Raw genomic sequence first — 25,651 nt, 5'->3', positions numbered from 1 at the left:
AACGCTTTCAACGAATTATCAATTTGTGTTAAGCGCTTGCAGGTAGCACAAAAAATATAAAGATCAGGGGTTGAATGCATTGAAAAAGGTGATTTTGCTATTGTTCGCAGCCATGCTGGTGCTCTCTGCTTGTTCCAGTGGTTCTAATGAAAGCGCCGCATCGGATCCGAGCAAGAAAGAGATTACAATTTGGGCATGGGACCGTAACTTTAACGTTGCCGCACTTGAAGTGGCTAAAGAACTATATGTATCCAAGCATCCAGATGTAACCATCAATATCATTGAGAATGCTCAGGATGACATCGTTCAAAAGCTGAACACAGGTCTGAATTCTGGTACAACTAAGGGTCTGCCGAACATCGTTCTGATTGAGGACCAACGTGCACAGAACTTCCTGCAGTCCTACACGGATTCCTTCCGTGACATGAGTGATAAGATTAAGCCTGAAGATTTTGCAGATTACAAGATCGGAGCAACAAGCCTGGATGGCAAGCAATATGGTATCCCGTTTGACTCCGGTGTTACAGGTCTGTTCGTGAGAACCGACTACCTGCAAGAAGCTGGCTACACAATGGATGATCTGCAAGATATCACTTGGGATCAGTACATCGAGATCGGTAAAAAAGTAAAAGAGAAAACTGGCAAATTCATGCTGACTCAAGATCCTAAAGACCTTGGTATCCTGCGCATGATGGCACAATCTGCTGGTAAATGGTACATGAAGGATGACGGTAAGACTCCGGATCTGGCAGACAATCCTGCTCTGAAGGAAGCTATGGAGACTTACAAGAAAATGATGGATGCAAACATCATTGATTCCCATGCTGACTGGGCACAATTTGTAGCTAAAGTTAACAGTGGCGATGTAGCATCTGTACCGACAGGTAACTGGTTTGTAGCTTCCATCAAGGCTGAGGCTTCCCAAAGTGGAAAATGGGCTGTAGCACCGTTCCCTCGCTTGACGAACAATGCTGATTCTGTAAATGCTTCCAACCTGGGAGGTAGCTCCTGGTATGTATTGAATATGGATGGTTCTGATACAGCGGCTGACTTTATGACACAAACTTTCGGCTCTGATCCGCAAATGTACCAAAAGCTGCTTACTGATATTGGTGTTGTAGGATCACTGAATGCAGCTTCTACAGGATCCGCTTATGACGCAGAAGATGCATTCTTCAGCAATCAAAAAATCTACACTGACTTTGCTAAATGGAGTCAAAGTGTTCCAAGAGTAAACTATGGCCTTCACACTTACGCTATTGAAGATATCATGGCTGTAGCGGTACAAAGCTACTTGGGCGGCACAGATCTTGATACCGCTCTGAAAGATGCGCAGGCTCAGGCTGAAGCTCAGTTGAAATAATAACTGACTTTACCTGCTAGAGAGATAAATTATAGCAATGCGTAAAACCTTGGACGCTTCTGGCACAAGGTTTTACGCGCTTGCTGAGTCGATAGGATAAAGGATATATAAGGGACAAGAGGAGTTGAAAGCATATGAGATCAGCGAAGACGGCTCAGGGCGGACGCTGGAAGACGGATATGACAGGATGGCTGTTCATTCTGGTGGCTGTGCTAATGATCTTCATTTTCTATTTTTACCCGATGATTCAGGCGTTGTTCCTGTCTTTCCAGACAGGCACGGGAGCGAGAATGTCGTTCAATGGCATTGATAACTACAAGCGGCTGTTCACCGATACGGTGTTCATTACCGCTGTGAAGAATACTTTTATTTACCTAATCATTCAAGTTCCGTTGATGATTCTTCTGTCATTATTCATATCAGTGTTGCTTAATGATCGGAATTTGAAGTTCAAAGGCTTTTTCCGGACTGCAATATTCCTGCCTTGTATCACTTCGCTGGTTGCCTACTCCGTTGTGTTCAAATACCTGTTCAGCAACAATGGGTTGGTCAACTCGTTCCTCATGAATGTTCATCTGGTCAGTGAGCCCATTCAATGGCTGACCGATCCTTTCTGGGCCAAAGTAACAATTATCCTTGCGATTACCTGGCGCTGGACTGGTTATAACATGATCTTCTATCTCTCAGGGTTGCAGAACATTGACCCATCTATTTATGAAGCAGCCAAGATTGATGGTGCTTCTGCTACGCGTCAATTCTTCAACATTACGGTTCCTTTGTTGAAGCCAATTATCTTGTTCACATCGATCACTTCGACAATCGGTACTTTGCAGCTCTTCGACGAGGTCATGAACATTACGAAGGGTGGACCGGCGAATGCGACGTTGTCGATTTCCCAGTACATCTATAACTTGTCCTTCAAGTACTCGTCCGATTTCGGTTATGCAGCGACAGTATCCTACTCCATCGTGATTATGATCATTATTCTGTCGTTCATCCAGTTTAAAGTGGCAGGTGATAAAAAATAATGGCTAAGACAAAGAAATTTTTCGCGTATCTGTTCCTGAGTGTGGCGGCCTTTGTCTCCATATTCCCGTTCCTGTGGATGATTGTCAGTACTACGAACCCATCTGTTGATGTAACAAGAGGAAAATTGCTGCCAGGCTCGTATCTGTTCGAGAACCTGCGTGAGCTGTTTGGCTCGGTAGATATTTTGCCTGCACTTGGGAACTCAGCCCAAGTGGCGATCAGCACTACGATTCTCTCCCTGCTGATTGGTTCCCTTGCAGGCTATGGCTTTGAGGTGTACCGCAGCAAGGCGAAGGATATCGTATTTAATATTTTGCTGTTGTCCATGATGATTCCATTCGCCGCCATTATGATTCCTTTGTATCGTATGTTCGGTCAGATTTCGAACTTTGCTCCAGCCATCGGTATTGATACGCTGGCAGCGGCAGTGATTCCTACAATCACAACGGCATTCCTGATCTTCTTTTTCCGTCAGAACTCCAAGATGTTCCCTAAGGACCTGCTGGAGGCAGGGCGGATTGACGGTCTGTCAGAGCTAGGGCTCTTCTTCAAGGTTTATGTGCCTACAATGAAGACCACCTATGCAGCAGCTGCAATCATTACCTTCATGTCGAGCTGGAACAACTATCTGTGGCCACTCGTTGTGCTCCAGACGCCTGAGAACCGAACGATTCCGATTCTGATCTCCAATCTGGGATCCAGCTACACTCCAGACTATGGTGTCATCATGACGGCGATCGTCATTTCAACGCTGCCAACAGCAATTGTATTCTTCATCATGCAGAAGCATTTCGTAGCAGGTATGATCGGTTCTGTAAAATAAGGTTTCCTAGATAGGAAACGGTGCGTGTGACATCGAATTATGCAAAATGACGAAGTATAACCTTGCTGGAAGAGACTTGGCTGACAGGTCTTGGCATGATATGGCTCTGGAATGAGGGCTTTGCGTGACAGGACTTGTTTGCCAGGTCTTTGACTATGTCCAGGCAACTAAAACGTTAATTCAAGTAGAATCGGGAGGATCATGTGCTTATGAAATCATCAACAACACCTAGCTTGAGCTGGCTTACGGATACTAGTGTATTTGCAGTGAATCGCTTGTCGGCCTATTCCGACCATCGTTATTACAAGACGTTGGCTGAGGCCAAGAAGCGCGGTGACATGAGCTGGCGTCACAGCTTGAATGGTAATTGGAAATTCAACTATGCGGTGAATCCTGGCAGTCGCCCTGAGAGCTTCTATACACCAGAGTTTGATTGCGGTGGCTGGGGAGACATTCAGGTGCCAGGACATATTCAGACGCAAGGCTACGGCCAGATGCAATATGTGAATACGATGTACCCATGGGACGGTCTAAGCGATGTGCGTCCACCAGAGATTACGACAGATTATAATCCAGTAGGCAGCTATATCACTTATTTTGAGGTTCCTACATCCCTGCAGCCCGGACCTGTCTATATTTCCTTCCAAGGTGTGGAGACGGCCTTCTATGTATGGCTTAACGGACAATTCGTCGGCTATGGCGAGGATAGCTTCACTCCATCCGACTTCGATCTGACTCCATATCTGCAAGCGGGAGAGAACAAGCTGGCAGTAGAAGTCTACCAACGCAGCACAGGTGCATGGCTGGAGGATCAGGATTTCTGGCGCTTCTCCGGTATTTTCAGAGATGTATATCTGTATAGCGTTCCAGCAGTGCATGTGAGAGATGTAGCTGTGAAGGCTAGCTTGGATGATGCTTATGTGCAAGGTCTGCTGGAGTTGAGCCTGCGTCTGGAGTCAGCAGAGCAGCAAGGTAAGGCTGTCGTGGATGTACAGAACGCAGACGGTGACAGTGTAGCCAAGCTGGAAGGAAGCTTCGCAGATGGTAAGCTCACGTTGAGCACGGAGCTGGATCAAGTATCCAAGTGGAGCGCAGAGAATCCTTATCTCTATACCTTGTACATCGAGGTCTACAACAACCAAGGCGACCTGATGGAAGTCATTCCGCAGCGCGTCGGCTTCCGCAGATTCGAAATGATTAATAAGGTTATGTGCATTAACGGCAAACGAATCGTATTCAAGGGTGTGAACCGCCATGAATTCAATTGTCGTACTGGGCGTACCATTACGGCTGAGGATATGCTATGGGATATCAAGACACTTAAGAAGAACAATATGAATGCGGTCCGTACCTCCCATTATCCGAACCAGACGCTCTGGTACGAGCTGTGCGATGAGTATGGAGTATACGTGATTGACGAGATGAACCTGGAGACACACGGCTCCTGGCAGAAGCTAGGCGCAGTAGAGCCTTCCTGGAACATTCCAGGCAATCTGCCAGAATGGCAGGGTATTGTTATGGATCGGGCTATATCCATGGTGGAGCGCGACAAAAATCATCCGTCCATCCTGATCTGGTCCTGTGGTAATGAATCCTACGCTGGTGAGGTTATTCTGAATGTAGCTAATTATTTCCGTACAGCCGATCCAAGTCGTCTAGTGCATTATGAAGGCGTATTCCACAACCGGGACTACGATGCCAGCAGTGATATGGAGAGCCGCATGTATGCGAAGGTAACGGATATTGAGGAATACCTGAACAATGACCCGCAAAAGCCTTATATTAGCTGCGAGTACATGCATGCCATGGGGAACTCGGTTGGCGGAATGCATAAATACACCGAGCTTGAGAACAAATACGAGCTCTACCAAGGTGGCTTCATCTGGGATTATATTGACCAGGCTGTCATGAAGAAGAATCGTTATGGCGAGGAGTACCTTGCTTACGGCGGTGACTATGATGATCGTCCGACTGACTATGGCTTCTGTACAGATGGTATTGTGTACGCGGATCGTACAGAATCTCCGAAGATGCAGGAGGTTAAGTTCCTTTATCAGAACATCAAGCTTCAACCAGATCGCACCGGGGTAACAATCGTGAACGAGAACCTGTTCGAAGGCACGCAGGATTATGAACTGGTGTACACGTTGTTCAAGGAAGGTGCTGAGGTATTCACTGGTCGGACAGCGGTGGACGTTGCAGCACAAAGTGAAGGACGCGTCTCCTATGAGCTTCCAGCTGTGGATGAAGAGTCTGGCGAATACGTGATCCATACGGCTCTCGTTCTGAAGGAATCCACGCTGTGGGCTGCTGCTGGACATGAAGTAGCGTTCGGACAGCATATCTTCCAGGTGGAAGTTCAGTCACAAACGGCTGTACCAGCAGGTGCGCTTCGTGTAGTAGAAGGCGACGTGAACATTGGCGTGCACGGCAAAGGCTTCAGCATCATGTTCTCCAAGGGAGCAGGTAGCCTGACCTCACTGCGTTATGAAGGACGCGAATTCATCTCCGTTCCTCCGGCACCGCTCTTCTGGCGTGCGACGACAGACAACGACCGTGGAGCGGCTTGGGGCTTCGAGGCAGGTGGCTGGTTCGCGGCGAGTCTGACACGCAAATGTACAGCAGTCGAGCTGACTCAGGCTGAAGGAGCTGTGACTGTAACATTCAGCTATCGTCTGAACATTCACGAGGATGTACAGGTTACCGTAGCTTACACGGTATATGGCGATGGCAGCATCAAAGTGAATTCCAAGTATGACGGGGTTGCAGGCCTTGCAGACCTTCCAATCTTCGGCTTGTCCTTCAAGGTGCCAGCAGAGTATCATCATCTGAACTGGTATGCTATGGGACCTGATGAGAACTATACAGATCGTGCTTTTGGAGCAAGACTGGGTGTGTTCAGTAATGAGGCAGCGGACAATGTGTCTGGTTATGTAGTACCACAGGAATCCGGTAACCGTACAGGAGTTCGCAGAGTCGATGTAACGGATGATCTGGGTCGTGGCCTGCGTATTCAGGCTCCATCAAGCGCTCCTGTAGAGTGCAACATCTCCCCTTATACTGCGTTCGAGCTGGAAAGTGCTGCACACCTGTATGAGCTGCCTCCTGTTCACTATACAGTGGTCACTGTGGCTGCCAGACAGATGGGTGTAGGCGGCGACGATAGCTGGGGTGCACCAGTGCATGATGAATATCGGATCAAGTCCGACCAATCGCTGGAGTATGAATTCTATATTAAGCGTGTCTAATACAGCAGGAGATTCCCGAAAATTTCCTCGGGATAAGGCGCCTGTGCATTTAATGAGTTCCCCCGTAAGTTAAGACCGAAAAAGCTGTGCCAGCCAGGAAGATGAATCCTGAAGGCACAGCTTTTTTTCTTATACGAATACCTTGTCGTACATCCTATCCACATCCGTAATACTGTGATTATTCTATTTATTCTCTTTGTGCTTGTAGGTATATTTCCCATCATCGACTCCATGAACAGGAGCTTGTCCATACTGAACAACTATACCATCTGCTACCTTATAAAAATATCTGGCATTCGTCTCATCTTTAAATATAACTTCTGAGCCAACCAATGGCGCCTTACTTATAGAGGTTTCAATTGAGGATATTTCAGTCATTTTGTATTTTTTAACCTCTGTAAGGTAGTCTAGTACTTTGTTTTGAGTATGATTAATAATCGCCTTGTTAATGATCCCAATTGTTAAAATTAGAACGAGTACTGAAGCAACTAACCCTATCCAATGCTTTCGTTTCATAAAATTATCCTCTCTGAAATAAATTTCAGGGAATGTAATTGCAGATCTTTATCAGACTTACTATGGGTGCTCGCACCCACTGCTACTCAATGCTTCTCCTGTACATACTGCTGCTGGTTATATGCCAAAGCAGCCTCATAAGCCGGGTTATAGTCGAATTCCTCGCTCTCAGGGATGACGAACAGCAAGGACAGAGCAGAGCTGACCAATCTAGTCATCACATAATATGAGATCACTAAGAGGGCATCCGCCATATAACTAATCGGCATCCATATATCATCGGGGTCGTGTGCCGTCACGAAGAAGTTAAGAAAAGATACGATCAGCAACAGGCTGAACATCATGATCAACGTTGCCTTAACCAGTCTTCCCCGCTTCTCCAGCTGCGGAATTTTACGGAAGAAGAGGGACAGACGCATGTAGGTATCAATAATTCCCCATAGATGAATGAATGGAATCATTCGCACGAGGCCCATGATGGGAGTAATAGGATAGTACCTGAATTTGAGCTTCATGGCCTGATGAACTCGGGTAAGCCAGATCAGGTAGGTGATGATGAGAATGAAGTTAAGCACCTGCTGGAAGACGATCGCCGCTTCATCCCACTTGTATACCTCATCGTAGTACCAATCGTAATTAAAGGCATACACTACGTTCATGCCCACCATGATAAGGCTGATAATCACAGCCACAAGGAGTAGTTTCTGATGGATGCCGCCGATCATTCGCGACGGAAAGCTGATGTCCTGTCTCAAGCTGATGCCCTCCTATGTCTCATACAATAAATAATCGATGGCTTCATATAAGGATTCCACCGGGACGATCTTGAATTGCAAATTCCGTTCCTTCTTAACCCGTTCCGCTTCAGCTTCGTTACTGTCCTCACCCCACCATTCATAATCAGCAGGGACGAAGAAGATGTCCACGTCTTCAGTTTCAGCGGCAATTAGCTTCTGTTCCAGGCCTCCTATAGAACCGACCCAGCCATCCTCCTCCATGGTACCCGTACCCGAGATTTTAAGGGTGCCCCCCTTGGAAAAGTCGATATCATTCTCTTCCTCATACAAGCCTACGGCCACCATCAGGCCCAGCGAGTTGCCATAGAAGCCCTCCAACTGCTCCATTAGCTCACTCAGCCTTTGCGCTTCCACCTCGGGATCAGTCTCATGCTCATAGGTAGCTTCGTTTTCATTTAGTTCCGCAGCTGCATGGACAGCCTGCTCCAGCGTATATGTCATGGTTTCGGTCTCCAGATATTCGTCGGCATACTCCTCGGAGCTCTCTGCTTCTACTTCTTCAAAGGCAATATCGCGATAATCGCCATCGTAATTCATATACACAAACAAGCGCTCGATGAGACTGTCGGTATATCCGCCCTCGACGACTGCAAAGTGAACACTTCCCTGCACGCCGACCTCAGAGACGGGGATGGAGGGAGAGGGCTGCGTATACTCCGCTGGCATAGACCAGGATGACAGGAAGGTTGCTCCTGCCGGGATCAAAAGCAAAGTGAAGGCGATGAGATATTCCAGCAACCGGCGCACCCAGGAGTACGTCCGAACGGGAGGATTATCAATATTCACGGCTTACACAACCTTTCGCTTCTCATGCTGTACAAAAATGGTATTGAACTGCTATGCTCATCTAAACTATTTTACAGAATATGTATCCTCCTTCATATGGGTAGAAAGGCTTGTAAATGCCTGGGAAGCGCCTGATTGTCCCTGCACAATTGTGTAGGGGGACCTGTAAGCGGTAAGCGGTGATTTCTACACTGGAGCAACCCTTTCGCACTAAATCTGGTATTGCTTGCGGTATTGCAACGGCGTACGATTGGTCATTTGCTTGAACACTCTTCCGAAATGGGCGATGCTGTCGAAGCCTGTGCTCTCAGCGATGCGGGTTACTCGCCAGCTGGTCTCACGCAGCAACTCCTGTGCCTGGCGAATGCGGACATAATTCAAATACTCAATGACCGTGAACCCGGTGGTCTCCTTGAAGATTCGACAGAGGTACGGACTACTGATGTAAAAGACATCCGCAATGTCTTCGAGTGTCAGGCGGCGGGTGTATTCCTGATTTAAATGCTCGATAATCTCGTACACACGCTCTTGCTTCTCGCTTCGTTCGGGGATGATCGGCGAGTGACCCGCAGCCTGAATGCGCCGAATCAGTATCAGAAGCTGGACAAGAAGAGACTGCTGACAGAGCAGCTTGAAGGAAAGCTCCTGCACTTGCTCCCGCAGCATGGCTGACATCATCTCCCGGATGGCCTCCTGTTCTCTCGAATCGGGGCGGAGAAGGAAGTTCTGGTTCGGGAGCAGTGGCTGGCTATCCTGATGGATATCCAGTGCCTTACGTATGAAACGGTCATCGAAGTTGATCAGTATACGCTCGTGTCCCGCCGGTCCTTTGTTCGTGGTGCGATGAAGTTCGTTTTTATTAATGACAATCAGATCGCCGGCCTGCAAGGCATATAGGCGGTTATGAATATAATAATATCGCTCACCGTCCAGCAAATAGTAAATCTCGTACGAATCATGGAAATGGTCAGTCATCATATCGAACTGCTCTGTACGCCTGACCTGCTCAATTTCAAATAGATAGTCGGTATGCATAAAGGCTCCTCTCGTTAACGAATGAGCTTGGCAAAAAGTAAAATATTAAGCGCTATCATTTGGGCGTGTTGATTGGTTAAGATATGCATAATTATAGCTCAAAGGGCTAATAAATGCTTAGAAAATGATATTTCTTATACTATAAAATGGAGTCAAGTTAATCAATGTCAGCTGGACAGGGCAGCCTGTCAGCCCAATCAGAGGAGCTGTGATGATCTTGACGAAGAAGAGCTATGCGATTGTAGGAACCGGTGGAAGAGCGGAGTTTTTTTATGGTGAATTGGTTACGACCTTTCAAGAGACCTCCGAGCTCGTGGCGCTTTGTGATGTGAATCAGACACGCATGGATTTTGCGAACCATTTGCTGGCGGATAAATATCAATACCATACAGTGCCTACCTATAAGGCACATGAGTTCGAACGCATGATTGCGGAGGTGAAGCCAGATGTCGTGCTGGTAACGACAGTGGACCGAACACATCATGACTACATTATTCGTGCGATGGAGCTGGGCTGCGACGTGATCTCCGAGAAGCCGATGACGGTGGATGAGGAGAAGTGTCAGGCCATTCTGGATGCCGTGGAGCGCACAGGGCGCAAGCTACGCGTGACCTTCAATTATCGCTATGCTCCGCATAATACGAAGATTCGTGAGCTGATTATGGATGATGTGATCGGCGAGGTCATCTCGGTGAACTTTGAGTGGCTGCTGAATACGGAGCATGGGGCGGACTACTTCCGCAGATGGCATCGTGACAAGCGCAATAGCGGTGGATTGCTCGTCCACAAGTCTACGCATCATTTCGACCTGATGAACTTCTGGCTCGGTTCCAAGCCTGCGACCGTGTACGCCCAAGGCGACCTGCGTTTCTATGGCAAGGAGAATGCTGAGAAGCGGGGCGTGACTGAGTTCTATAGCCGGGCTTATGGTAGTAAGGCTGCAGAGAATGACCCGTTCGCACTGCATCTGGATCGGAACGAGCGATTGAAGCAAATGTACCTGGATGCGGAGCACGAGGATGGCTATCTGCGTGATCAGAGTGTATTTGGCGATAATATCAGCATTGAAGACAGCATGCATGTCATGGTGAAATACCGGAACAAGGCTGTTATGAACTACACATTAAATGCCTATATGCCGTGGGAAGGCTTCATTATCGTATTTAACGGCACGAAGGGACGCATCGAGGTGCGGATCACGGAGAAATCGTATGTGAACTCTGGCGGGGAGAAGGCGGACGAAGGAGCCTTGAAGTCCAAGCACATTCGTGTCTATCCGATTGATGCCGAGCCGTATGATGTGGAGATTGTGGAGCAAGCTGGAGGACACGGCGGCGGCGACCCATTGCTGCTGCAGGATATCTTCGGAGAGCCACTGGAGGATCGCTTCCAGCGGGCCGCCTCTCATCAGGATGGGGCTTGGTCCATACTAACAGGGATCGCGGCCAATCGCTCGATCCGTACAGGACAGCCAGTACAGGTGGATGATCTGATTCGCTGGTCATGACGAGAAGAGAACACTTTATTTGATAGCCAACAGGGAGTCCGCTATAGCGGGCTCTTTTGCTGTCGATATTTTTATAGTGTAGCTTGAGGTTCCGTCGCGGACCGATTCTTGATCCAGAATAAAAGTTAAAGTAAAGTTCGGATATAGGATGCAAGAATATTGTAGGCTAGGCTAAATGAAGGGATATGAAGGGAGGGACACCTGTGAATCACCAGGACAGAAGGACGGGAAGTCTATTCCAGAATGATTTACGCAGAGAGGACTATGGCCCACGATTCTACGCCTATTATTACAAGCAGTGGAGCAACTACCGTATGTCCTACCATGAACATGACTCTACCGAAATCATGTACATCATCTCTGGTACGTGCAGGGTAGACGTGAAGATGGAGAATGGAATAGTGGAGCAGGCCGTGTTGAAAAAGGGACAATTCATCCTTCTGGATGCAGGCGTACCGCATCGTCTGCTGGTTGAGGATGGTGTTCCCTGCCGGATGCTCAATGTGGAATTTGGCTTTGCGAAGGTATCACCAGACAAGCCGTCCATTCGTCAGCTCGCACTTGAGGAGGAAGAAGTGGAGGAATTGCTGAACAGCGCGGCACCGTATGTAGTGCTGTCCGACCCTGAGGAGGTGTACCACATTTTGAAGAGTCTCGTGCTGGAGTTGGATCAACGGGGGCTGATTGCTGAGGCGAGATTCCGTTCCGCAGCCAGCTCCGTGGGTAGTGACGAGCCGAGTCTCCTGTCTGATCGGGTACCCAGTCCTTTCGCTAGTCCTTATTCTGATACAATGCTCACCTCCAAGCCTGCCGATGCAGTGCCCATTATACCTCGCGTTCTGGATCAGGGGGAACGGGTTCGCCCACGAGAGGCTCGTAATCTGCAGTTGCCCGAGCAGGGTACATTGGTTCGTACATTGTTCATCCAGTTGCTGGTGAGAGTCGCCCGCCTGTATATCGAACAGAGTAGGAGCACGCTAGACCAGACTGAATCGTATGTCAAACGGTGCGTGGAGTTCATGCATCAAAATATGGACCGCAGCATTCAGATGAAGGACATCGCCTCTGCTGTCAATTTGCATCCAGGGTATTTACATCGTATTTTTCGTAAACATACAGGTCTAACACCCACGAATTATCTGACGACTCTACGCATGGAAAAAGCGAAAATGCTGCTGCAGCAAACCGACATTCAGGTCTCAGATATCTCTGATTACGTGGGCGTGGGCAGTCGGCAGTATTTTCATATGCTATTCAAAAAGTATACGGGGCTTGCTCCTGTGGAATATCGCACTTCTATGGAGCGGCAGGTCAGACAGTATCCTGAGTAGGAAGTTAGGATTTTTGACATTATATACTTGAATAGGTCATGATTTTGATAACGACTCTCCCGCGGTTGTTGCTACAATGTCTCCATAAGCGACACATCATTAGCCGAGGCACAGTCTTCGGATGCGGGAGGATATTAGACATGTCTTTTAAGGTGGCTTTTATTGGGGCTGGCAGCGTCGGATTCACGAGAGGGCTGCTGCGGGATCTGTTATCTGTGCCGGAATTCAGCAATGTTGAGGTGGCGTTCTGCGACATTCACCAGAAAAATCTGGACATGGTGACAGAGTTATGCCAGCGAGACATTCATGAGAATGGCCTGAATATTGTGATTCAAGCGACGACGGATCGACGAGAAGCACTGAAGGATGCGAAGTATGTATTTTGTACCATTCGTGTGGGCGGACTGGAAGCTTTTGCAACCGATGTGGATATCCCGCTGAAATATGGAGTCGATCAATGTGTTGGGGATACGCTGTGTGCTGGCGGTATCATGTATGGTCAGCGCGGTATCGCCGAGATGCTGAACATCTGCAAGGACATACGCGAGCTGAGTGCACCGGATGTGTTGTTACTTAACTACGCGAATCCGATGGCGATGCTGACATGGGCGTGCAATAAGTACGGTGGCGTGCGCACGATTGGTCTATGTCACGGCGTTCAGCATGGACACCGCCAGATTGCGGAGGTATATGGTCTGGAGATGGATGACGTAAATATTGTCTGCGCAGGCATTAACCATCAGACGTGGTATATCAAGGCCTCGCATGAGGGCAAGGATCTAACCGCCGGATTGCTGGGGGCGTTCGAGCGACACCCGGAATTCAGTCGTACAGAGAAAGTGCGTATTGACATGCTGCGCCGCTTCGGTTATTACAGTACCGAATCTAACGGTCATCTGAGTGAATACGTACCTTGGTACCGTAAACGTCCGGAAGAGATACAGGATTGGATCGATCTGGGCAGCTGGATTAATGGGGAGACGGGAGGATACCTGCGGGTATGCACCGAAGGACGCAACTGGTTCGAGACGGATTTCCCGAACTGGATGAAGGAGGAGCCAATGCGATTCCTTCCAGAAAAGCGAGGTCAGGAGCATGGCTCCTATATTATCGAAGGGCTGGAAACGGGACGGGTGTATCGCGGTCATTTCAACACGATTAACAACGGGATCATCACTAACCTGCCTGATGATGCTATTATCGAGGCACCTGGATATGTAGATCGCAATGGTATATCCATGCCATATGTAGGGGAATTGCCACTGGGCCCAGCCGCTGTGTGCAATGTGAGCATTTCGGTTCAACGTCTGGCCGTAGAAGCGGCTGTACGTGGGGATGATCAATTGCTGCGTCAGGCCTTTATGATGGACCCGCTCGTAGGAGCGGTGTGTAACCCTAAGGAAATCTGGCAGATGGTTGATGAGATGCTCGTTGCCCAGGCTCAATGGCTACCGCAGTATAGTGAAGCTATTGCTGCGGCAGAGCAACGGCTGGCGGCGGGGAATCTCATCTCGACAAAGAATTATAATGGTGCTGCCCGCCTCAAGGTGAAGACAGTAGAGGAGATGCAGCAGGATCGTGAGGCCGCCAGCAAGAATGCAGGAGAGTCGGATAAAGGCAAGGATCGTGAGAAGGTAGAACAATAAACGATTTTATGGAATTGAGCCACCTCTTATACGGTGTGGTCAAGCCAACTCTCAATAGAGCTACTTGAATGCCGATGAATGAGATAACAGATCAAGGTACGTTAGGTACTGCGATCTGTTTTTTTTATAGCCTATAGTCTGTCACTGAACATTGGAGCGCTGGTGAAGAATCTCGGATGGGGGATGTCCCATATGCCGCTTGAATATCCGGTAAAAATAAGAGACATCACTATAACCCACATATTCGGCGATCTCCGCGATGCTCAGTCTCGATTCGGTCAACATATAGGTGGCTGTCTTGATCCGTTGACTATGGACATGCTCACTGATGGTTCGGCCCGTTACTCGCCGCAGCAAGGTAGCCGCATAGCCAGGAGATTTTTGAATGACGTCCCCAAGCTCATCCTTGGTAATTCTCTTGCGATAGTGAATCTGAATGTATTCCTTCATACGGTCTACATGGCGATGGTGCTCTGGCGTCACTTCACCGCGATCCCACTCCATATTCAAATGAATGAGGGCCTCCATACATAACGTTGCCGCCATAATCCGATAATAGGGTGGCCGATCCGACCAATGCTGCTGCGCAAGCTTGATTCGCTCATGGATCAGATCGTAGCATCCGGGCTTGAGATGAAGTGGAGATGGCAGTAGTAACAGAGGCAAGGTTAAGGCATCCACCCGTGTCATTCCCTTACTCTCCTCTTCCCTTTCTATGAAGGTTGTATGCAGAAGAGGCTTCCATAATACGACATACTTGGTGTGGAACAAGGTAGGGATACTTTTGCCATAATAAGATACACCTGTAGGAATGTATAAAATGTCACCCTTATCGAGAATATATTTCTGATCCTTCACCCAATATACACATTTTCCAAATGTCAGGACGACCAGTTGGCATAGCTCACTCCCTTTGGGCGCGGATTCATACCATTCGGTGCCGTGGTCCTGTCTAACCGCTGTTAATTCAAGCATTTCGTCCCTCATCCTCCTCTCGGTGAACGATGTTGCGTGAAGATCATTCATGGATGTTAATCAGGCTATTATAGAACATGGCTACTACTGTTCCAGTATACTGTACTATAGTTCAAAAGCTGTACTATATTTCATAGTTTCCATACACGAGTAAGGCTACAATAGACAAGAAGCGACAAATAATCAGAGCATTTTGCACACATCCAAGCGCGATCTCCACAAGCAATAGATCAGGCGTAGTAATTACCTACGTCTGTATCATATTTGTTCTCTGGAGCGGAAGCGATTGAGATCAAAAGATTGCAAAATGTGATCAAGGAGGATTTGCATCCATGCAAAAAACAAAAATTATTTGTACAATTGGTCCGGCAAGTGACACAGTACCCGTACTGAAAGAAATGATACAGGCGGGGATGACTGTGGCCCGTTTAAATATGGCTCACGGGGAGCTGGACGAGCATGTCAAGCGGATGGAGAGTGTCCGTCAGGCCGCCGCAGAGCTGAATACTTTTGTACCTATTATGATGGATATCAAGGGACCCGAGGTTCGGATCGGTAAGCTTAAGGAAGCCTCTTGTGAGCTGAAGACCGGAAATGAAGTGACGCTGACGACAGAGGAGATTCTGGGTGATTCTGATCGCATCTCCGTGAACTATCCTGATCTGACGAAGGACGTGAAGGCTGGAGACCGCATCCTGATCGACGATGGTCTGGTAGATTTGACAGTACAAGCTGTTGAAGGCACGGAGATCCGCTGTAACATCGTTAGCGGAGCTAACCTGAAGCCGCGTAAGGGCGTTAACCTGCCAGGCATTGCTACCTCTCTACCAGGGGTGACAGAGCGTGATGTCATGCATATTCAGTTCGGCATCGAGAATAAGGTCGAGATTATTGCAGCATCCTTCGTAAGAAAAGCAGAGGATATCCGTGAGATTCGTGCCATTCTGGAGAAGCATAATGCGGGTCATGTACAGATCATCTCCAAGATTGAGAATGAAGAGGGCATGAGAAATCTGGATGCGATTATCGAAGCTTCGGACGGCATCATGGTTGCCCGTGGTGACCTCGGGGTAGAGGTGCCGATTGAAGAAGTACCTATGATGCAGAAGGAAATGATCGACAAATGCAATCTGGCAGGCAAGCCGGTTATCGTAGCTACACACATGCTGGAGTCGATGCAGGTGAACCCGCGTCCTACACGCGCTGAAGTCAGTGACGTATTCAACGCAGTTGTACAGGGGGCCGATGTCGTGATGCTGTCTGGCGAATCCGCAGCGGGTAAATATCCAATCCCGTCCGTGAAGACGATGGCAAGCATTGCGAGAAAAGCAGAGTCTATCATTGACTATCGTGAGCAGTTCGACAAGAAGCGTGCTCAGCAGGCTACAGATATTACGCAGATTATCAGTCAAAGTACAGTGAGTGCTTCGCTTGAGCTGAACGCCAAGGCGATTATCACTTCTACAGAGAGTGGCTTCACTGCGCGTATGGTATCCAAATACCGCCCAGAAGCTCCGATTATCGCAGTTACTCAGCATGAAGAAGTGCTGGCCAAAATCTGTCTCCTCTCCGGTGTAATTCCGGTAAAGGGCGACAAGGTAGCGACGACGGATGAGATGTTCGAATCCTCCACCCGGAATGCCATTAAGACTGGCTATATCCAGCAGGGAGATACGATTGTCCTGTCCGCAGGTGTACCCATTGGTCAGACAGGAAATACGAACCTGATCAAGGTATTGAAGGTATAGCTGATCTTTACTTATTAAAGATGTCATTAGCAGTAAGGACCGCACTAGGTGTGGTCCTTTTTGTATTTATTCGCTGCACAGGTTGTAAAGCATGCACCAATATTTCCTATATAAGTGAAGGGGTCATCCACTTCACTTATATAGGAAAGGGTGTTGGTCTTATGCCACTCAAAGGGTACAAAATTTTTATTGATCCAGGTCACGGAGGTTCTGATCCAGGTGCAGTCGGTGGGGGTTATGAGGAAGCAGATATCGTACTGGAAGTCGGAAAGTTTCTGAAAACAGAGCTTGAAAAATCGCGTGCTACGGTACAAATGAGCCGTACGACGGATACTTTCCCGCAGCTAGCCGCTCGCTCCAAGGCTTCTAATGATTTTGGGGCGTCGATCTTCGTGAGTCTCCATGTGAATGCGGGCGGTGGTACAGGATTCGAGACATGGATTCACGATAACGCAAGCAGTAACACAGCATCGCTGGCGAGATATGTGAATAATGCTCTGGTAGGCTCTCTGGGTAAGGCTAACCGTGGGGTGAAGAAGGCACCTAGCGGGCGTAACGGCACTAATATCTATGTCATTGATCCTAAGAACACCAAGGCTTGGGCGATTCTGCCAGAGCTGCTGTTCATTGATGCCGCATCTGATCGCAGCACATTGGTAGCGAACAAGCAGAAGTGTGCACAGGCGATTGCGAGCGGTATCAGAAGCTTCGTTAATACGCTGCCACCTATTGAATAGACCACAGCTTTGAAGCAGTCGGAACAAACGTAGCGGAGGGACAAAATAGAAAGGATTAAGAACTTACGAGTTCTTAATCCTTTTTGTTATGCTCGTATGTTAAAATATCCCTAGAAAAAGGAGGTATATAATGAAGAAAAATCTTATTATGCTATTTTTAGTCGTGTTGTTGTCTGCATGCAGTAATGCGGGGCCTTCGTCTGAGTCGACTGGTAGCCAGCCAGCAGAGGGTACTGATACAGCCGCTCTGGAGCAGCTCCAACAGGATAATGCCAAGCTGCAGGAGCAGCTGGAGCAGAGCAAGGAAGCTGACAAAGCTGTTGATGGTGTCCTCAGAGAGACACTGAATATGACCTTCCGGCTGATCACCGCAATGGATGATAAGGACTATGATTATATCGCTTCTGTATCCTCTAGCAATGTAGAGGTATCTCAAGATAAGAATATGCTTATTGTTCGTAATGAGCAAGCCGAAGCTCCAACTGAAGTTGCACTTCTGAGCGGTCTTGGCTTGGCTGAGCTGGAATTCCGTGGCTTCGAACAGACGGATGAGAGTCATGCGGTACTGTTTATGGCAAGAGTGTCTACAACTGAGGGTTCAGAGGGAAATGCGGCACTTAACTTTCAGTTCGTTCGGTCAGGGGGCGGAGCCTGGCAGTTTGATGGACTACTAACCAATTAGACTAAAATATAATTAGCTTAAATGGAGCCCCCTGTGGGTCATTACGCTCAGAGCATAGCAATGGGTAGTCCGGCTAAGGTAGATCCGTCAAGGTGGATCTAGTTAAAGCTCGGTCCCGGATGCATGCTCTTTGTCTTATTCGACAAGTGCTGTGATGATATGATACACTGACCCTTTATTTTTTTTGAAGGCGGGGGTTGCTGATTATCATGAATACTATATTTCACTTTTTTGACGAGATCAGATGGATCGATGCGGGAGTATCGGTAGGCATCCTGTTGTTATTTCTATTATTTCGGAAGCTCTTTACGAGCTATCTGTTTTCTCTGCTGCGACGTCGACTGAATACGAATGGTGGAATCCTCAAGTGGGCTGAGGCCTTTGAGAAGCCCTTGCGTAATCTCTTCGTACTAATTGGAGTGTACCTTGCGATTCGTTATTTTGTACCCGCCGATTGGGGCTGGATGTGGGGACTGAACCGGGTTAGTCGAAGTATTGGCATCTTCCTGGTTGGGTGGGGAATCTACAATATGACGGCCTCCTCCTCCGCACTGTTGGAAGGGATTAGCCGAAGAGTTGGCATCGATGAGAGCAGCATGCTGATTCCCTTCTTATCCAAGCTGCTACGTTTTGTTGTCATTGTACTGATGGTCACGGCCATCGGGGCCGAATGGGGCTTCAGTATCAATGGCCTCGTAGCAGGCATGGGGCTGGGCAGTCTGGCCGTAGCGCTCGCAGCTAAGGAGACTCTGGGCAATATGCTGGCGGGCGTAGTTATTATTTTGGAGAAGCCCTTTTCCAAAGGGGATTGGATTATGACACCCAGTATTGAGGGAGTTGTCGAGGATATTACCTTCCGCAGCTCCAAGATACGTACCTTCGCAGATTCCGTCGTAACCGTGCCCAACGCTACCCTGGCGGATCAGCCGATCACGAATTGGAGTCGAATGGGGAAGCGGCGTATTACTTTTACGTTAGGAGTTGCCCTCGATACGGATCGCAAGGCTTTAGAGCGTGCTGTGACACGAATCGACCAGGCGCTTCGAACCGATGAGAAGATTGACCCGGCGATGATCATGGTGCGTTTCACCGATTTTCAGGAGAGTAGTCTGGGAATTTTGCTGTACTTTTTCACGAAATCGACTGTGTGGGCAGAGCATCTGGCTGTCCGGCAAGAGATGAATTTCATGATCCTGCAGATTCTGGAGGAGGAGGGGGTGCGACTTGCTTATCCATCCAGAAGGCTGTATGTCGAGGAGGCAGCATCGCCACTACATCAGAGGTACTCGGCTGAGTAATCCGATGTGAGGTTGTCATGATACTTCTAATGAGGTACGATGTGAGGTACAATGAGTATGCTATGAGAGTGCTGTGAGCTTGGAAAGCTACCGCTGCTCGGAAAACAGAACATTGCAAAAGACCGCTTGTGTGTAAGCGGCCTTTGCGCCCCATATAGGCTGTTGTTTGTAGTTGTATTCAGAGCGGCATTAGAATTCTTAATTTTTTGATGCCCTCTGTTCCAGCCCAGCTTCCGATACCAGCCAGGATGGCGTTGTGGAGAAAATGCATAGCGACAGTATAAGTGATCGACCCAATCACCATCTCCATGATAATGAAGCGTTTGATATCGGAGGAAGTGATCACGTATATCTTGAAATTTTGATCCATTCTTCACCTCGGCCGTTTTAGGTTATCCTTATGCTACTGCCAGGTTGTCTGATTCTTAAATGATTTGTAACCCTTAGCGACTGAGAAATCCTCATTAAGATAGGTGGAGGACGATGACTCTAGCAATTCTAATAATTATGGGAATGTGCCTTGTGTACGCATTCCTTGCGATTTTCGCGATCAAATGGATTGGGCGAATCCTATACAAGAGAGAATTAAGCAGCACACAGGTACAGTTCTGTGCTTCTATATTGCTGACGATCGTGATGATCGGGTACTCTTTATATATAAGAACACTGAACATGCTCCTCTTGGTTGCTGTCAGCCTGATCTTGCTTGTTCGCTCTTATAGGGAATTAAGAAAAGGACTGTGATTTTGGATTCTGTGGATGGTCGATGTATTCTGAATGGTATTGTGGATAAGCGTTACAGGAAGGGAGGGTGTCATGGTTTTTCTCTACATTATAGGGACCTTCATTGTGGTAATGCTGTTAAGCTGGATTCTGGGCATTGCGGGAATACATATTCTCGAGGGTCCTGATGCTGGATCATGGTATTTCTACGGCTCGACCATTATAGGTATTCTACTGAGCATTCACGATAAGCTGGAGGGTAGAAAAAATAAGAAGTAAATAAGAAGCAAGAAATAGCATCACTATTTTCAAATGCTGTCTATGTAGGTGTCTGTAGAGAGGTGATCCGCGTTCAACGACCAGTTGATCGGGATCACCTCTTGATATGTGTGGGGGAAGTTACAGTCCATATACACTGTTGGTGATGACTTCCTGCAGCTCCTGCATATGTGCCTCGTATTGCTCCTGTGTAATTTCACCGTTGTGAAGACGTTGCTTCAGCTGTTCAGCCAGCTCATTTACCTGATGATCAATAACCTGTTGTACATCTGCACCCTGACGATCAGCAATGTCAGCTAATGTCTTTCCATCATATAATTCGTAGTACAGCTCTTCATCCGATCTTAACTTCAATATTTGAACCAGATCTCTGCTGGCAGATACCGTGGTGCTGGCGTCGGTCAAAGGCTCGGCGGTCTTGGCCTGAGCAGTGCTTCCCTGTGTCTCACCAAGGGCAAGTGCCAAGGCAAGGGTGCTAAATAATAATAGTCTTTTCAAATTCATAGAACTCTCCTTCTCCCCGTCCTATCATTACTCTTACGTTGATCATTGGGAAATTGGATTCGGGGTTGTCTTGTTCATATCGTTACTATACCTACCCAACCTTAGGATTAGATGAAACGGGGATAAAAAACAACTGAAAAGAGACGCATAAAACGTGTACTTGCGTTCATCCTAATCCATATCTGAATTGGAAAAGGAGTTAACACTGTATGAACTATCGTGAGTTGGGGCGCTGGATGGGAAGTACGATATTAGGGACAGCTCTATTGTTATCGGTTGCTGGTTGTATGGATCAAGCTTTTCGCAAGGACCTAGTGCATACATCCTCCCCAGTCGCTGAATCAGCTCAGCTAAGGCTGGCAGGCAAGGCAGGAGCGCATAAGCTGAATGTCTATAAGGATCAGGCAGGACGTGTATGGGTGCCGCTCCAGCCTACAGTACAGGCGATGAATATGAAGCTGCATCAGACTGGAGACCACTACATCATCGGGGCTACAGATCCGAATTATACGGTGCAGATGAATACTCCATCAGCCCGAACAGGTGATCAGACGGTGGAGCTGCCACATGCACCTCGCATGTTAGGGGGCACCCCACATCTGACGGTACAGGCGATGTCGGCTTTGCTGAATACTCCTATGCACTGGGATGCATCACGGGCTTCAATCGTTGTAGAGCCTCAGAGTGCAGGAACTCGTATACGGAGTAAGAGTCTCCCGGGACTCCCGTATTCTGGGGCGGATGGTCGTATGGGGGCAATGTCGCGTGGTGGATCTAATCTGGATACTGAGGCTGAGAAGCAGGAGCTTATTTCCTACGGGAAGAAGTTCATGGGCACTCCATATGAATTCGGTGCAGGAGATTATAGCGATAAACGCACATTCGACTGCTCCTCTTTTGTACAATATGTGTTTTCACATTTTGGTGTTGAACTGCCACGTACCTCCATCTCACAGGCAGGAGTTGGACGGCGAGTGCAGCTTGGGGAGCTGAAGACGGGAGATCTGCTGTTCTTCTACACCCCGGGTCGCTATGACAGCAATAACACCGTCGGGCATGTTGGGATCTATGCGGGCAACAATCGGATTCTCCAGACGTATGGTGACCCTGGCGTTACCATGAGTGAGCTGGACGATTACTGGAAGGGAAGATTTTTGTTCGCCAGACGGGTGCTGGATTAACGCTAGGCAAGAAGGCATGAATAAAGTTGGCTGGTGAACCAGATTATCATGTATAGATGTGACATGAAAGGGGAAGCATTAAGGGAGGAGGCAGGGCAGTGTCCTTAAAAAGTAGTGACTGTCATGCACGCCTCCCTTTGATTTGTATGCTGTGCTAAAACAAACAAAATTTAGAAATATACTGCGCAGATAGCTGGTAATTCGACTGAAGCTGTGCTATAATAAGAGCTAAGAAATGACCTGAATTAGCGAATTCGCATATTGTAGAGGGTTATTGTTTAGAGGTATAACCTTGTGCAATATGTGAATTTTTATTTTGAATAAAAATAAAGGTCATGTATATAAATTTTGGAGGTGTTCCCATGCAAACAGGAACAGTAAAATGGTTTAACGCAGAAAAAGGTTTTGGATTCATCGAAGTTGAAGGTGGAAACGATGTATTCGTACACTTCAGCGCAATCCAAGGCGACGGTTTCAAAACTTTGGACGAAGGCCAACGCGTTGAGTTCAACGTAGTTGAAGGAAGCCGCGGACCACAAGCTGAGAACGTTGTAAAACTGTAATTCTGCCATGCTGCCCCGAACTTTGTTTGGGGCATTTTTTTTAACGAGACTATAGACATCCGAGATTTGTCTTCCAATATTGTAAGAATAAGCATCGCCTAACGCGATCTTTCTTCTGCGAAGGACATCAAGGGATGTCTTTCTTAGTTGCAGAGCAAAGCCGTACGTTAAACGAGTTTTCTTCTTCATTACATTTTATCTTGAGGAAAGAGGGGACGTTCATGTACAATTCGCGCAAAAAACCTATGGAAGAGACAATAGAAGAAATTACAGTGGTCTGGTCTTGTACCAGCGAGAGCTGTAATGGGTGGATGAGAGATAACTTCTCCTTCGACGTACAGCCTTCTTGTTCTCTTTGCGGCTCACCTATGGAAAAAGGCGAGAAGAAGCTTTGCGTGCTCGTAAATAACAGCTTTAGCAATAACAAGCACTAGACTATCATCCGCTTATAGCTATTATCCATTTGGAGTTATACGGCGTCTGAACGCATTGCTATATACTTAAAGAGCCTTCGAGTACACTTACGTGCGCTTGAAGGCTCTTTTGCATGCGTTCGCCTATCTGCTGATTCGGGTCACAAAGGACTTTGGGGTGCTGGCGTATACCCGTTCTCTGGCCCTGCATGGGTCTGTGTGTTCAGCCGATGCTGGTAGATTTCCCGTAGAATATCTTCCTCAACCTTGGCATTCCAATTGCGAATCATGCCTGGCAGCAAGAACAGATCCACGATGACCCAGATGGTCAGAGCACCACCGAATAGTATCAGTGGTATCAGACTTCCTAGGAACCAAGCCAATCCGCTCGAGGTAGTCTCAATGAACTCCATTGCGAATAGCATAACAACATAGCTAATCATGGCGAGGATGAATAGAATCAATTGAATAATGCCAGTTGCGATTCTCTTGACATAAAAACGATGGACACCCAAATGACCACCAATGAGCATCAGATACCCTAAAGCAAGTGATTTCTCATGATCCCTCAGGGCACCGTTGAGGATCAGCAGCTCATTGACCGTCAGATCACTCCGACTCAGCTTCATAGGTAAGGTGAAGGCGGTGGAGGAGGATAGGAGCCTTGCATTGAGATCTCGTCAATCAAGCGGTCCTCAATCACCGCATTATGCTCACGGACCCAGGTGTGAAGCAGAAATGCATCTACGATCCACCAGACCGTAGTAACGATCATGCCGATAACGGTAAGACTCAGGATCAACTGTGCAACGGCGCTGCCCGTCTTGCCCATATAGAAGCGATGGCCCCCGAACATACCGAGGAAATACCACAGAATATAAGCTACGACCATATTCTTGCCCTGACGCTTGAGCTCAGAATCCAGTAGCATCAGTTCACGTGCATCCATTTGGCTCTTCTTGCTGATGTTGTACAAATTCAATACGAATACCTCCCGTACCAATATCAATGGAAACAATTCAATGATATCAGATAATGGAAGGTATGACGATACTCTTTGGGGATTTTACACAAAAATGGGTCTCCTGTAACGCTTCCTTTCTGTTGCTGGGCTCAAGGGGGACAACGCCTTTAATCGGTTAAACTGTTAGCATGGTAGCACAACTGCTTGAGAGGTTTGGCGATCCATGATTAGATGTAGGTGTGGTCATGACACGAAGTAATAGGCTTTCCCGGGTCATGCTCATAGAACAATTCGGGAGAGTAGGCTGTAACGCATGAGAAGAACAATTACAGATGTATTGATCATTATGGTGGGCGCCCTTGCTTTTGCGCTTGGAATTAATGTGTTCATCATTCCCCATGAATTTGGCGAAGGTGGCGTGGTAGGGGTTACGATTATTTTGTATTATTTGCTGGAATGGTCGCCAGGCTGGACGAGCCTGATTATCAATATGCTCCTGCTGGCGGTTGGCTATCGGTTCCTTCCAAAGCGAACGGTCGTATACACCGTGCTTGCAGTCTCCTTTCATTCGTTGTTCCTTCATCTGACGGAAGGGTGGCGGATTGTCTCCAGTGATCTGATGGTGAACGCGATCTTTGGTGGTGCAATTATTGGACTGGGCATCGGATTGATTGTGCGGGTAGGAGGCACGACAGCAGGGACAGTCATTATAGCGAAGTTCATGAATAAATACTGGGATTGGAATATTAGCTATGCACTGCTATTCTGCGATGTGATCGTTGCGGCGTCCTCTTATTTCATAATTGGACCAGAGCGATTGATGTTCACCATTATTATGCTATTCGTTGCGACCAAGGTCATGGAGTTCGTGATTGCAGGCTTGAATCCGACCAAAGCAGTGACGATTATATCCAAGGAGCAGGACCGAATTGCCGAAATGGTGAATAAGCAGATGGATCGAGGCGTGACGGTGCTAAGTGGTCGCGGATATTACACGAAGTCTTCCATGGACATTCTATATATTGTAGTGAGTAAGCAAGAGATTGCTATGCTTAAGAAAATTGTAAAGGCGACAGATCATGAGGCTTTTATAACGATTCATGATGTGCGGGATGTATTCGGTAAGGGCTTTGTGGATCTTCAGAATTCCTGAGCTTACTGGGGAATCAGTGTGGGCAGGGCAAAGTATAAGAACAAACTAATAGAGCGAAATAAAAGCAAGATAAAAGGATGGACCCTTCTGCTATTAGGCGGTGGGGTTCTTTTGCATGTGGATTGAGGCATCTACTGCATCGCATGGATTCACCACAGTATCCTCTATTCCAAACAGAGGTTTACTAGAACTATATAACAGCTATATATCGGCCAATGTTATATAAAAACACCGAGATATAACCCATCAATGCTTTGCATCAGAAGGGACTAGACAATGTGACTGGCCAAGGGGCTGTATTTTTGACTTGCTGTCTAATGAAGAAGGATATGTTGTTCTATACAATGTAA

24 protein-coding genes are annotated in these 25,651 nt (G+C 47.6%); 16 read left to right on the top strand and 8 right to left on the bottom strand.

The features are described from left to right. Window positions 1-79: 79 nt before the first annotated feature. The 4 genes from K331_RS0127510 (at window position 80) to K331_RS0127495 (ending at window position 6,463) form a co-directional block, all read left to right on the top strand. Window positions 80-1,363, top strand: a complete 1,284-nt coding sequence (locus K331_RS0127510) for an ABC transporter substrate-binding protein (protein WP_028592810.1) — start codon at window positions 80-82, stop codon at window positions 1,361-1,363. Window positions 1,364-1,497: 134 nt separating this feature from the next. Then, on the top strand, window positions 1,498-2,391 hold the full coding sequence (locus tag K331_RS0127505) for a carbohydrate ABC transporter permease (RefSeq protein ID WP_018886977.1): 894 nt from the start codon (window positions 1,498-1,500) through the stop codon (window positions 2,389-2,391). Further along, the gene (locus tag K331_RS0127500; RefSeq protein ID WP_018886976.1) at window positions 2,391-3,215 is read left to right on the top strand and encodes a carbohydrate ABC transporter permease; all 825 of its coding nucleotides are present in this window, start codon (window positions 2,391-2,393) and stop codon (window positions 3,213-3,215) included. The genes K331_RS0127505 and K331_RS0127500 overlap by 1 nt, the downstream gene beginning before the upstream one ends. A 209-nt stretch (window positions 3,216-3,424) precedes the next feature. After that, the gene (locus K331_RS0127495; protein ID WP_028592809.1) at window positions 3,425-6,463 is read left to right on the top strand and encodes a glycoside hydrolase family 2 TIM barrel-domain containing protein; all 3,039 of its coding nucleotides are present in this window, start codon (window positions 3,425-3,427) and stop codon (window positions 6,461-6,463) included. 183 nt (window positions 6,464-6,646) lie between these two features. Here the strand turns inward: K331_RS0127495 and K331_RS0127490 are convergent, their stop codons facing one another. The 4 genes from K331_RS0127490 to K331_RS0127475 all read right to left on the bottom strand — a co-directional run bounded on the left by K331_RS0127490 (window position 6,647) and on the right by K331_RS0127475 (window position 9,597). After that, entirely contained in the window at window positions 6,647-6,979 is a 333-nt protein-coding gene (locus K331_RS0127490; protein ID WP_028592808.1) for a DUF3139 domain-containing protein, read from the bottom strand. An 86-nt stretch (window positions 6,980-7,065) separates the two neighbouring features. Then, window positions 7,066-7,734, bottom strand: coding sequence for a hypothetical protein (locus K331_RS0127485; RefSeq protein ID WP_028592807.1), 669 nt, complete (start codon window positions 7,732-7,734; stop codon window positions 7,066-7,068). A gap of 12 nt (window positions 7,735-7,746) precedes the next feature. Beyond that, window positions 7,747-8,562, bottom strand: a complete 816-nt coding sequence (locus K331_RS31285; RefSeq protein WP_226383713.1) for a hypothetical protein — start codon at window positions 8,560-8,562, stop codon at window positions 7,747-7,749. 210 nt (window positions 8,563-8,772) lie between these two features. After that, window positions 8,773-9,597, bottom strand: a complete 825-nt coding sequence (locus K331_RS0127475; protein ID WP_028592806.1) for a helix-turn-helix transcriptional regulator — start codon at window positions 9,595-9,597, stop codon at window positions 8,773-8,775. Between the two features lie 217 nt (window positions 9,598-9,814). On the opposite strand from K331_RS0127475, the gene K331_RS0127470 reads away from it, so the two are divergent. The 3 genes from K331_RS0127470 to melA all read left to right on the top strand — a co-directional run bounded on the left by K331_RS0127470 (window position 9,815) and on the right by melA (window position 14,081). After that, window positions 9,815-11,104: a Gfo/Idh/MocA family protein gene (locus K331_RS0127470; protein WP_028592805.1), complete on the top strand. Its 1,290-nt coding sequence runs from the start codon at window positions 9,815-9,817 to the stop codon at window positions 11,102-11,104. A 203-nt stretch (window positions 11,105-11,307) separates the two neighbouring features. Beyond that, window positions 11,308-12,435 carry an AraC family transcriptional regulator gene (locus K331_RS0127465; protein ID WP_028592804.1) on the top strand — a complete coding sequence of 376 codons (1,128 nt, stop codon included), beginning with the start codon at window positions 11,308-11,310 and terminating at the stop codon, window positions 12,433-12,435. Window positions 12,436-12,575: 140 nt separating this feature from the next. Beyond that, entirely contained in the window at window positions 12,576-14,081 is a 1,506-nt protein-coding gene (gene melA / locus K331_RS0127460) for an alpha-glucosidase/alpha-galactosidase (RefSeq protein WP_028592803.1), read from the top strand. Between the two features lie 141 nt (window positions 14,082-14,222). Here melA and K331_RS0127455 read toward each other — a convergent pair whose 3' ends face one another. After that, window positions 14,223-15,056: a helix-turn-helix transcriptional regulator gene (locus K331_RS0127455; RefSeq protein ID WP_028592802.1), complete on the bottom strand. Its 834-nt coding sequence runs from the start codon at window positions 15,054-15,056 to the stop codon at window positions 14,223-14,225. 332 nt (window positions 15,057-15,388) lie between these two features. On the opposite strand from K331_RS0127455, the gene pyk reads away from it, so the two are divergent. The 5 genes from pyk (at window position 15,389) to K331_RS0127420 (ending at window position 20,523) form a co-directional block, all read left to right on the top strand. Then, complete coding sequence (pyk, locus tag K331_RS0127450) at window positions 15,389-16,804, top strand: pyruvate kinase (protein ID WP_018886959.1); 1,416 nt, start codon at window positions 15,389-15,391, stop codon at window positions 16,802-16,804. A 161-nt stretch (window positions 16,805-16,965) separates the two neighbouring features. Beyond that, on the top strand, window positions 16,966-17,541 hold the full coding sequence (locus K331_RS0127445; protein WP_028592801.1) for an N-acetylmuramoyl-L-alanine amidase family protein: 576 nt from the start codon (window positions 16,966-16,968) through the stop codon (window positions 17,539-17,541). Between the two features lie 130 nt (window positions 17,542-17,671). Then, window positions 17,672-18,223, top strand: a complete 552-nt coding sequence (locus K331_RS0127440; protein ID WP_028592800.1) for a putative periplasmic lipoprotein — start codon at window positions 17,672-17,674, stop codon at window positions 18,221-18,223. Window positions 18,224-18,432: 209 nt separating this feature from the next. Beyond that, window positions 18,433-19,521, top strand: coding sequence for a mechanosensitive ion channel family protein (locus K331_RS0127435; RefSeq protein WP_036636088.1), 1,089 nt, complete (start codon window positions 18,433-18,435; stop codon window positions 19,519-19,521). An 816-nt stretch (window positions 19,522-20,337) separates the two neighbouring features. Then, window positions 20,338-20,523 (top strand): hypothetical protein, encoded by a 186-nt coding sequence (locus K331_RS0127420; RefSeq protein WP_028592796.1) that lies wholly within the window; start codon window positions 20,338-20,340, stop codon window positions 20,521-20,523. 120 nt (window positions 20,524-20,643) lie between these two features. Here the strand turns inward: K331_RS0127420 and K331_RS0127415 are convergent, their stop codons facing one another. Then, the gene (locus K331_RS0127415) at window positions 20,644-21,027 is read right to left on the bottom strand and encodes an SHOCT domain-containing protein (RefSeq protein WP_018886953.1); all 384 of its coding nucleotides are present in this window, start codon (window positions 21,025-21,027) and stop codon (window positions 20,644-20,646) included. 209 nt (window positions 21,028-21,236) lie between these two features. On the opposite strand from K331_RS0127415, the gene K331_RS31280 reads away from it, so the two are divergent. From K331_RS31280 to K331_RS30740, 3 genes are all read left to right on the top strand, one after another. Then, a complete protein-coding gene (locus tag K331_RS31280; protein ID WP_051290077.1) occupies window positions 21,237-22,208 on the top strand; it encodes a C40 family peptidase in 972 nt (323 codons plus the stop codon). A gap of 362 nt (window positions 22,209-22,570) precedes the next feature. Further along, window positions 22,571-22,771, top strand: coding sequence for a cold-shock protein (locus tag K331_RS0127405; protein ID WP_018886951.1), 201 nt, complete (start codon window positions 22,571-22,573; stop codon window positions 22,769-22,771). Between the two features lie 221 nt (window positions 22,772-22,992). After that, entirely contained in the window at window positions 22,993-23,205 is a 213-nt protein-coding gene (locus K331_RS30740; protein WP_018886950.1) for a cold-shock protein, read from the top strand. Between the two features lie 140 nt (window positions 23,206-23,345). On the opposite strand, the gene K331_RS0127400 is transcribed toward K331_RS30740, so the two are convergent. Beyond that, window positions 23,346-23,813, bottom strand: a complete 468-nt coding sequence (locus tag K331_RS0127400; protein ID WP_028592795.1) for a TM2 domain-containing protein — start codon at window positions 23,811-23,813, stop codon at window positions 23,346-23,348. Next, window positions 23,810-24,166, bottom strand: coding sequence for a TM2 domain-containing protein (locus K331_RS0127395; protein ID WP_025680780.1), 357 nt, complete (start codon window positions 24,164-24,166; stop codon window positions 23,810-23,812). The genes K331_RS0127400 and K331_RS0127395 overlap by 4 nt, the downstream gene beginning before the upstream one ends. A gap of 295 nt (window positions 24,167-24,461) precedes the next feature. Between K331_RS0127395 and K331_RS0127390 the strand changes: the two genes are divergently transcribed. Then, on the top strand, window positions 24,462-25,301 hold the full coding sequence (locus K331_RS0127390; RefSeq protein WP_028592794.1) for a YitT family protein: 840 nt from the start codon (window positions 24,462-24,464) through the stop codon (window positions 25,299-25,301). The last annotated feature ends 350 nt before the right edge of the window (window positions 25,302-25,651 follow it).

Source organism: Paenibacillus massiliensis subsp. panacisoli DSM 21345 (genome assembly GCF_000426545.1).
Lineage (GTDB): Bacteria > Bacillota > Bacilli > Paenibacillales > Paenibacillaceae > Paenibacillus > Paenibacillus panacisoli.
Note: the sequence above shows the minus strand (reverse complement) of the source record. Positions and strands in the feature narration are given on the sequence as shown.

Coding starts and splice junctions, on each gene's coding strand:
- K331_RS0127505 (WP_018886977.1), top strand. CDS start 1,498: ATGAGATCAGCGAAGACGGCTCAGGGCGGACGCTGGAAGACGGATATG.
- K331_RS0127500 (WP_018886976.1), top strand. CDS start 2,391: ATGGCTAAGACAAAGAAATTTTTCGCGTATCTGTTCCTGAGTGTGGCG.
- K331_RS0127495 (WP_028592809.1), top strand. CDS start 3,425: ATGAAATCATCAACAACACCTAGCTTGAGCTGGCTTACGGATACTAGT.
- K331_RS0127490 (WP_028592808.1), bottom strand. CDS start 6,979: ATGAAACGAAAGCATTGGATAGGGTTAGTTGCTTCAGTACTCGTTCTA.
- K331_RS0127475 (WP_028592806.1), bottom strand. CDS start 9,597: ATGCATACCGACTATCTATTTGAAATTGAGCAGGTCAGGCGTACAGAG.
- melA (WP_028592803.1), top strand. CDS start 12,576: ATGTCTTTTAAGGTGGCTTTTATTGGGGCTGGCAGCGTCGGATTCACG.
- K331_RS0127455 (WP_028592802.1), bottom strand. CDS start 15,056: ATGCTTGAATTAACAGCGGTTAGACAGGACCACGGCACCGAATGGTAT.
- pyk (WP_018886959.1), top strand. CDS start 15,389: ATGCAAAAAACAAAAATTATTTGTACAATTGGTCCGGCAAGTGACACA.
- K331_RS0127445 (WP_028592801.1), top strand. CDS start 16,966: ATGCCACTCAAAGGGTACAAAATTTTTATTGATCCAGGTCACGGAGGT.
- K331_RS0127440 (WP_028592800.1), top strand. CDS start 17,672: ATGAAGAAAAATCTTATTATGCTATTTTTAGTCGTGTTGTTGTCTGCA.
- K331_RS0127435 (WP_036636088.1), top strand. CDS start 18,433: ATGAATACTATATTTCACTTTTTTGACGAGATCAGATGGATCGATGCG.
- K331_RS0127420 (WP_028592796.1), top strand. CDS start 20,338: ATGGTTTTTCTCTACATTATAGGGACCTTCATTGTGGTAATGCTGTTA.
- K331_RS0127415 (WP_018886953.1), bottom strand. CDS start 21,027: ATGAATTTGAAAAGACTATTATTATTTAGCACCCTTGCCTTGGCACTT.
- K331_RS31280 (WP_051290077.1), top strand. CDS start 21,237: ATGAACTATCGTGAGTTGGGGCGCTGGATGGGAAGTACGATATTAGGG.
- K331_RS0127405 (WP_018886951.1), top strand. CDS start 22,571: ATGCAAACAGGAACAGTAAAATGGTTTAACGCAGAAAAAGGTTTTGGA.
- K331_RS30740 (WP_018886950.1), top strand. CDS start 22,993: ATGTACAATTCGCGCAAAAAACCTATGGAAGAGACAATAGAAGAAATT.
- K331_RS0127400 (WP_028592795.1), bottom strand. CDS start 23,813: ATGAAGCTGAGTCGGAGTGATCTGACGGTCAATGAGCTGCTGATCCTC.
- K331_RS0127390 (WP_028592794.1), top strand. CDS start 24,462: ATGAGAAGAACAATTACAGATGTATTGATCATTATGGTGGGCGCCCTT.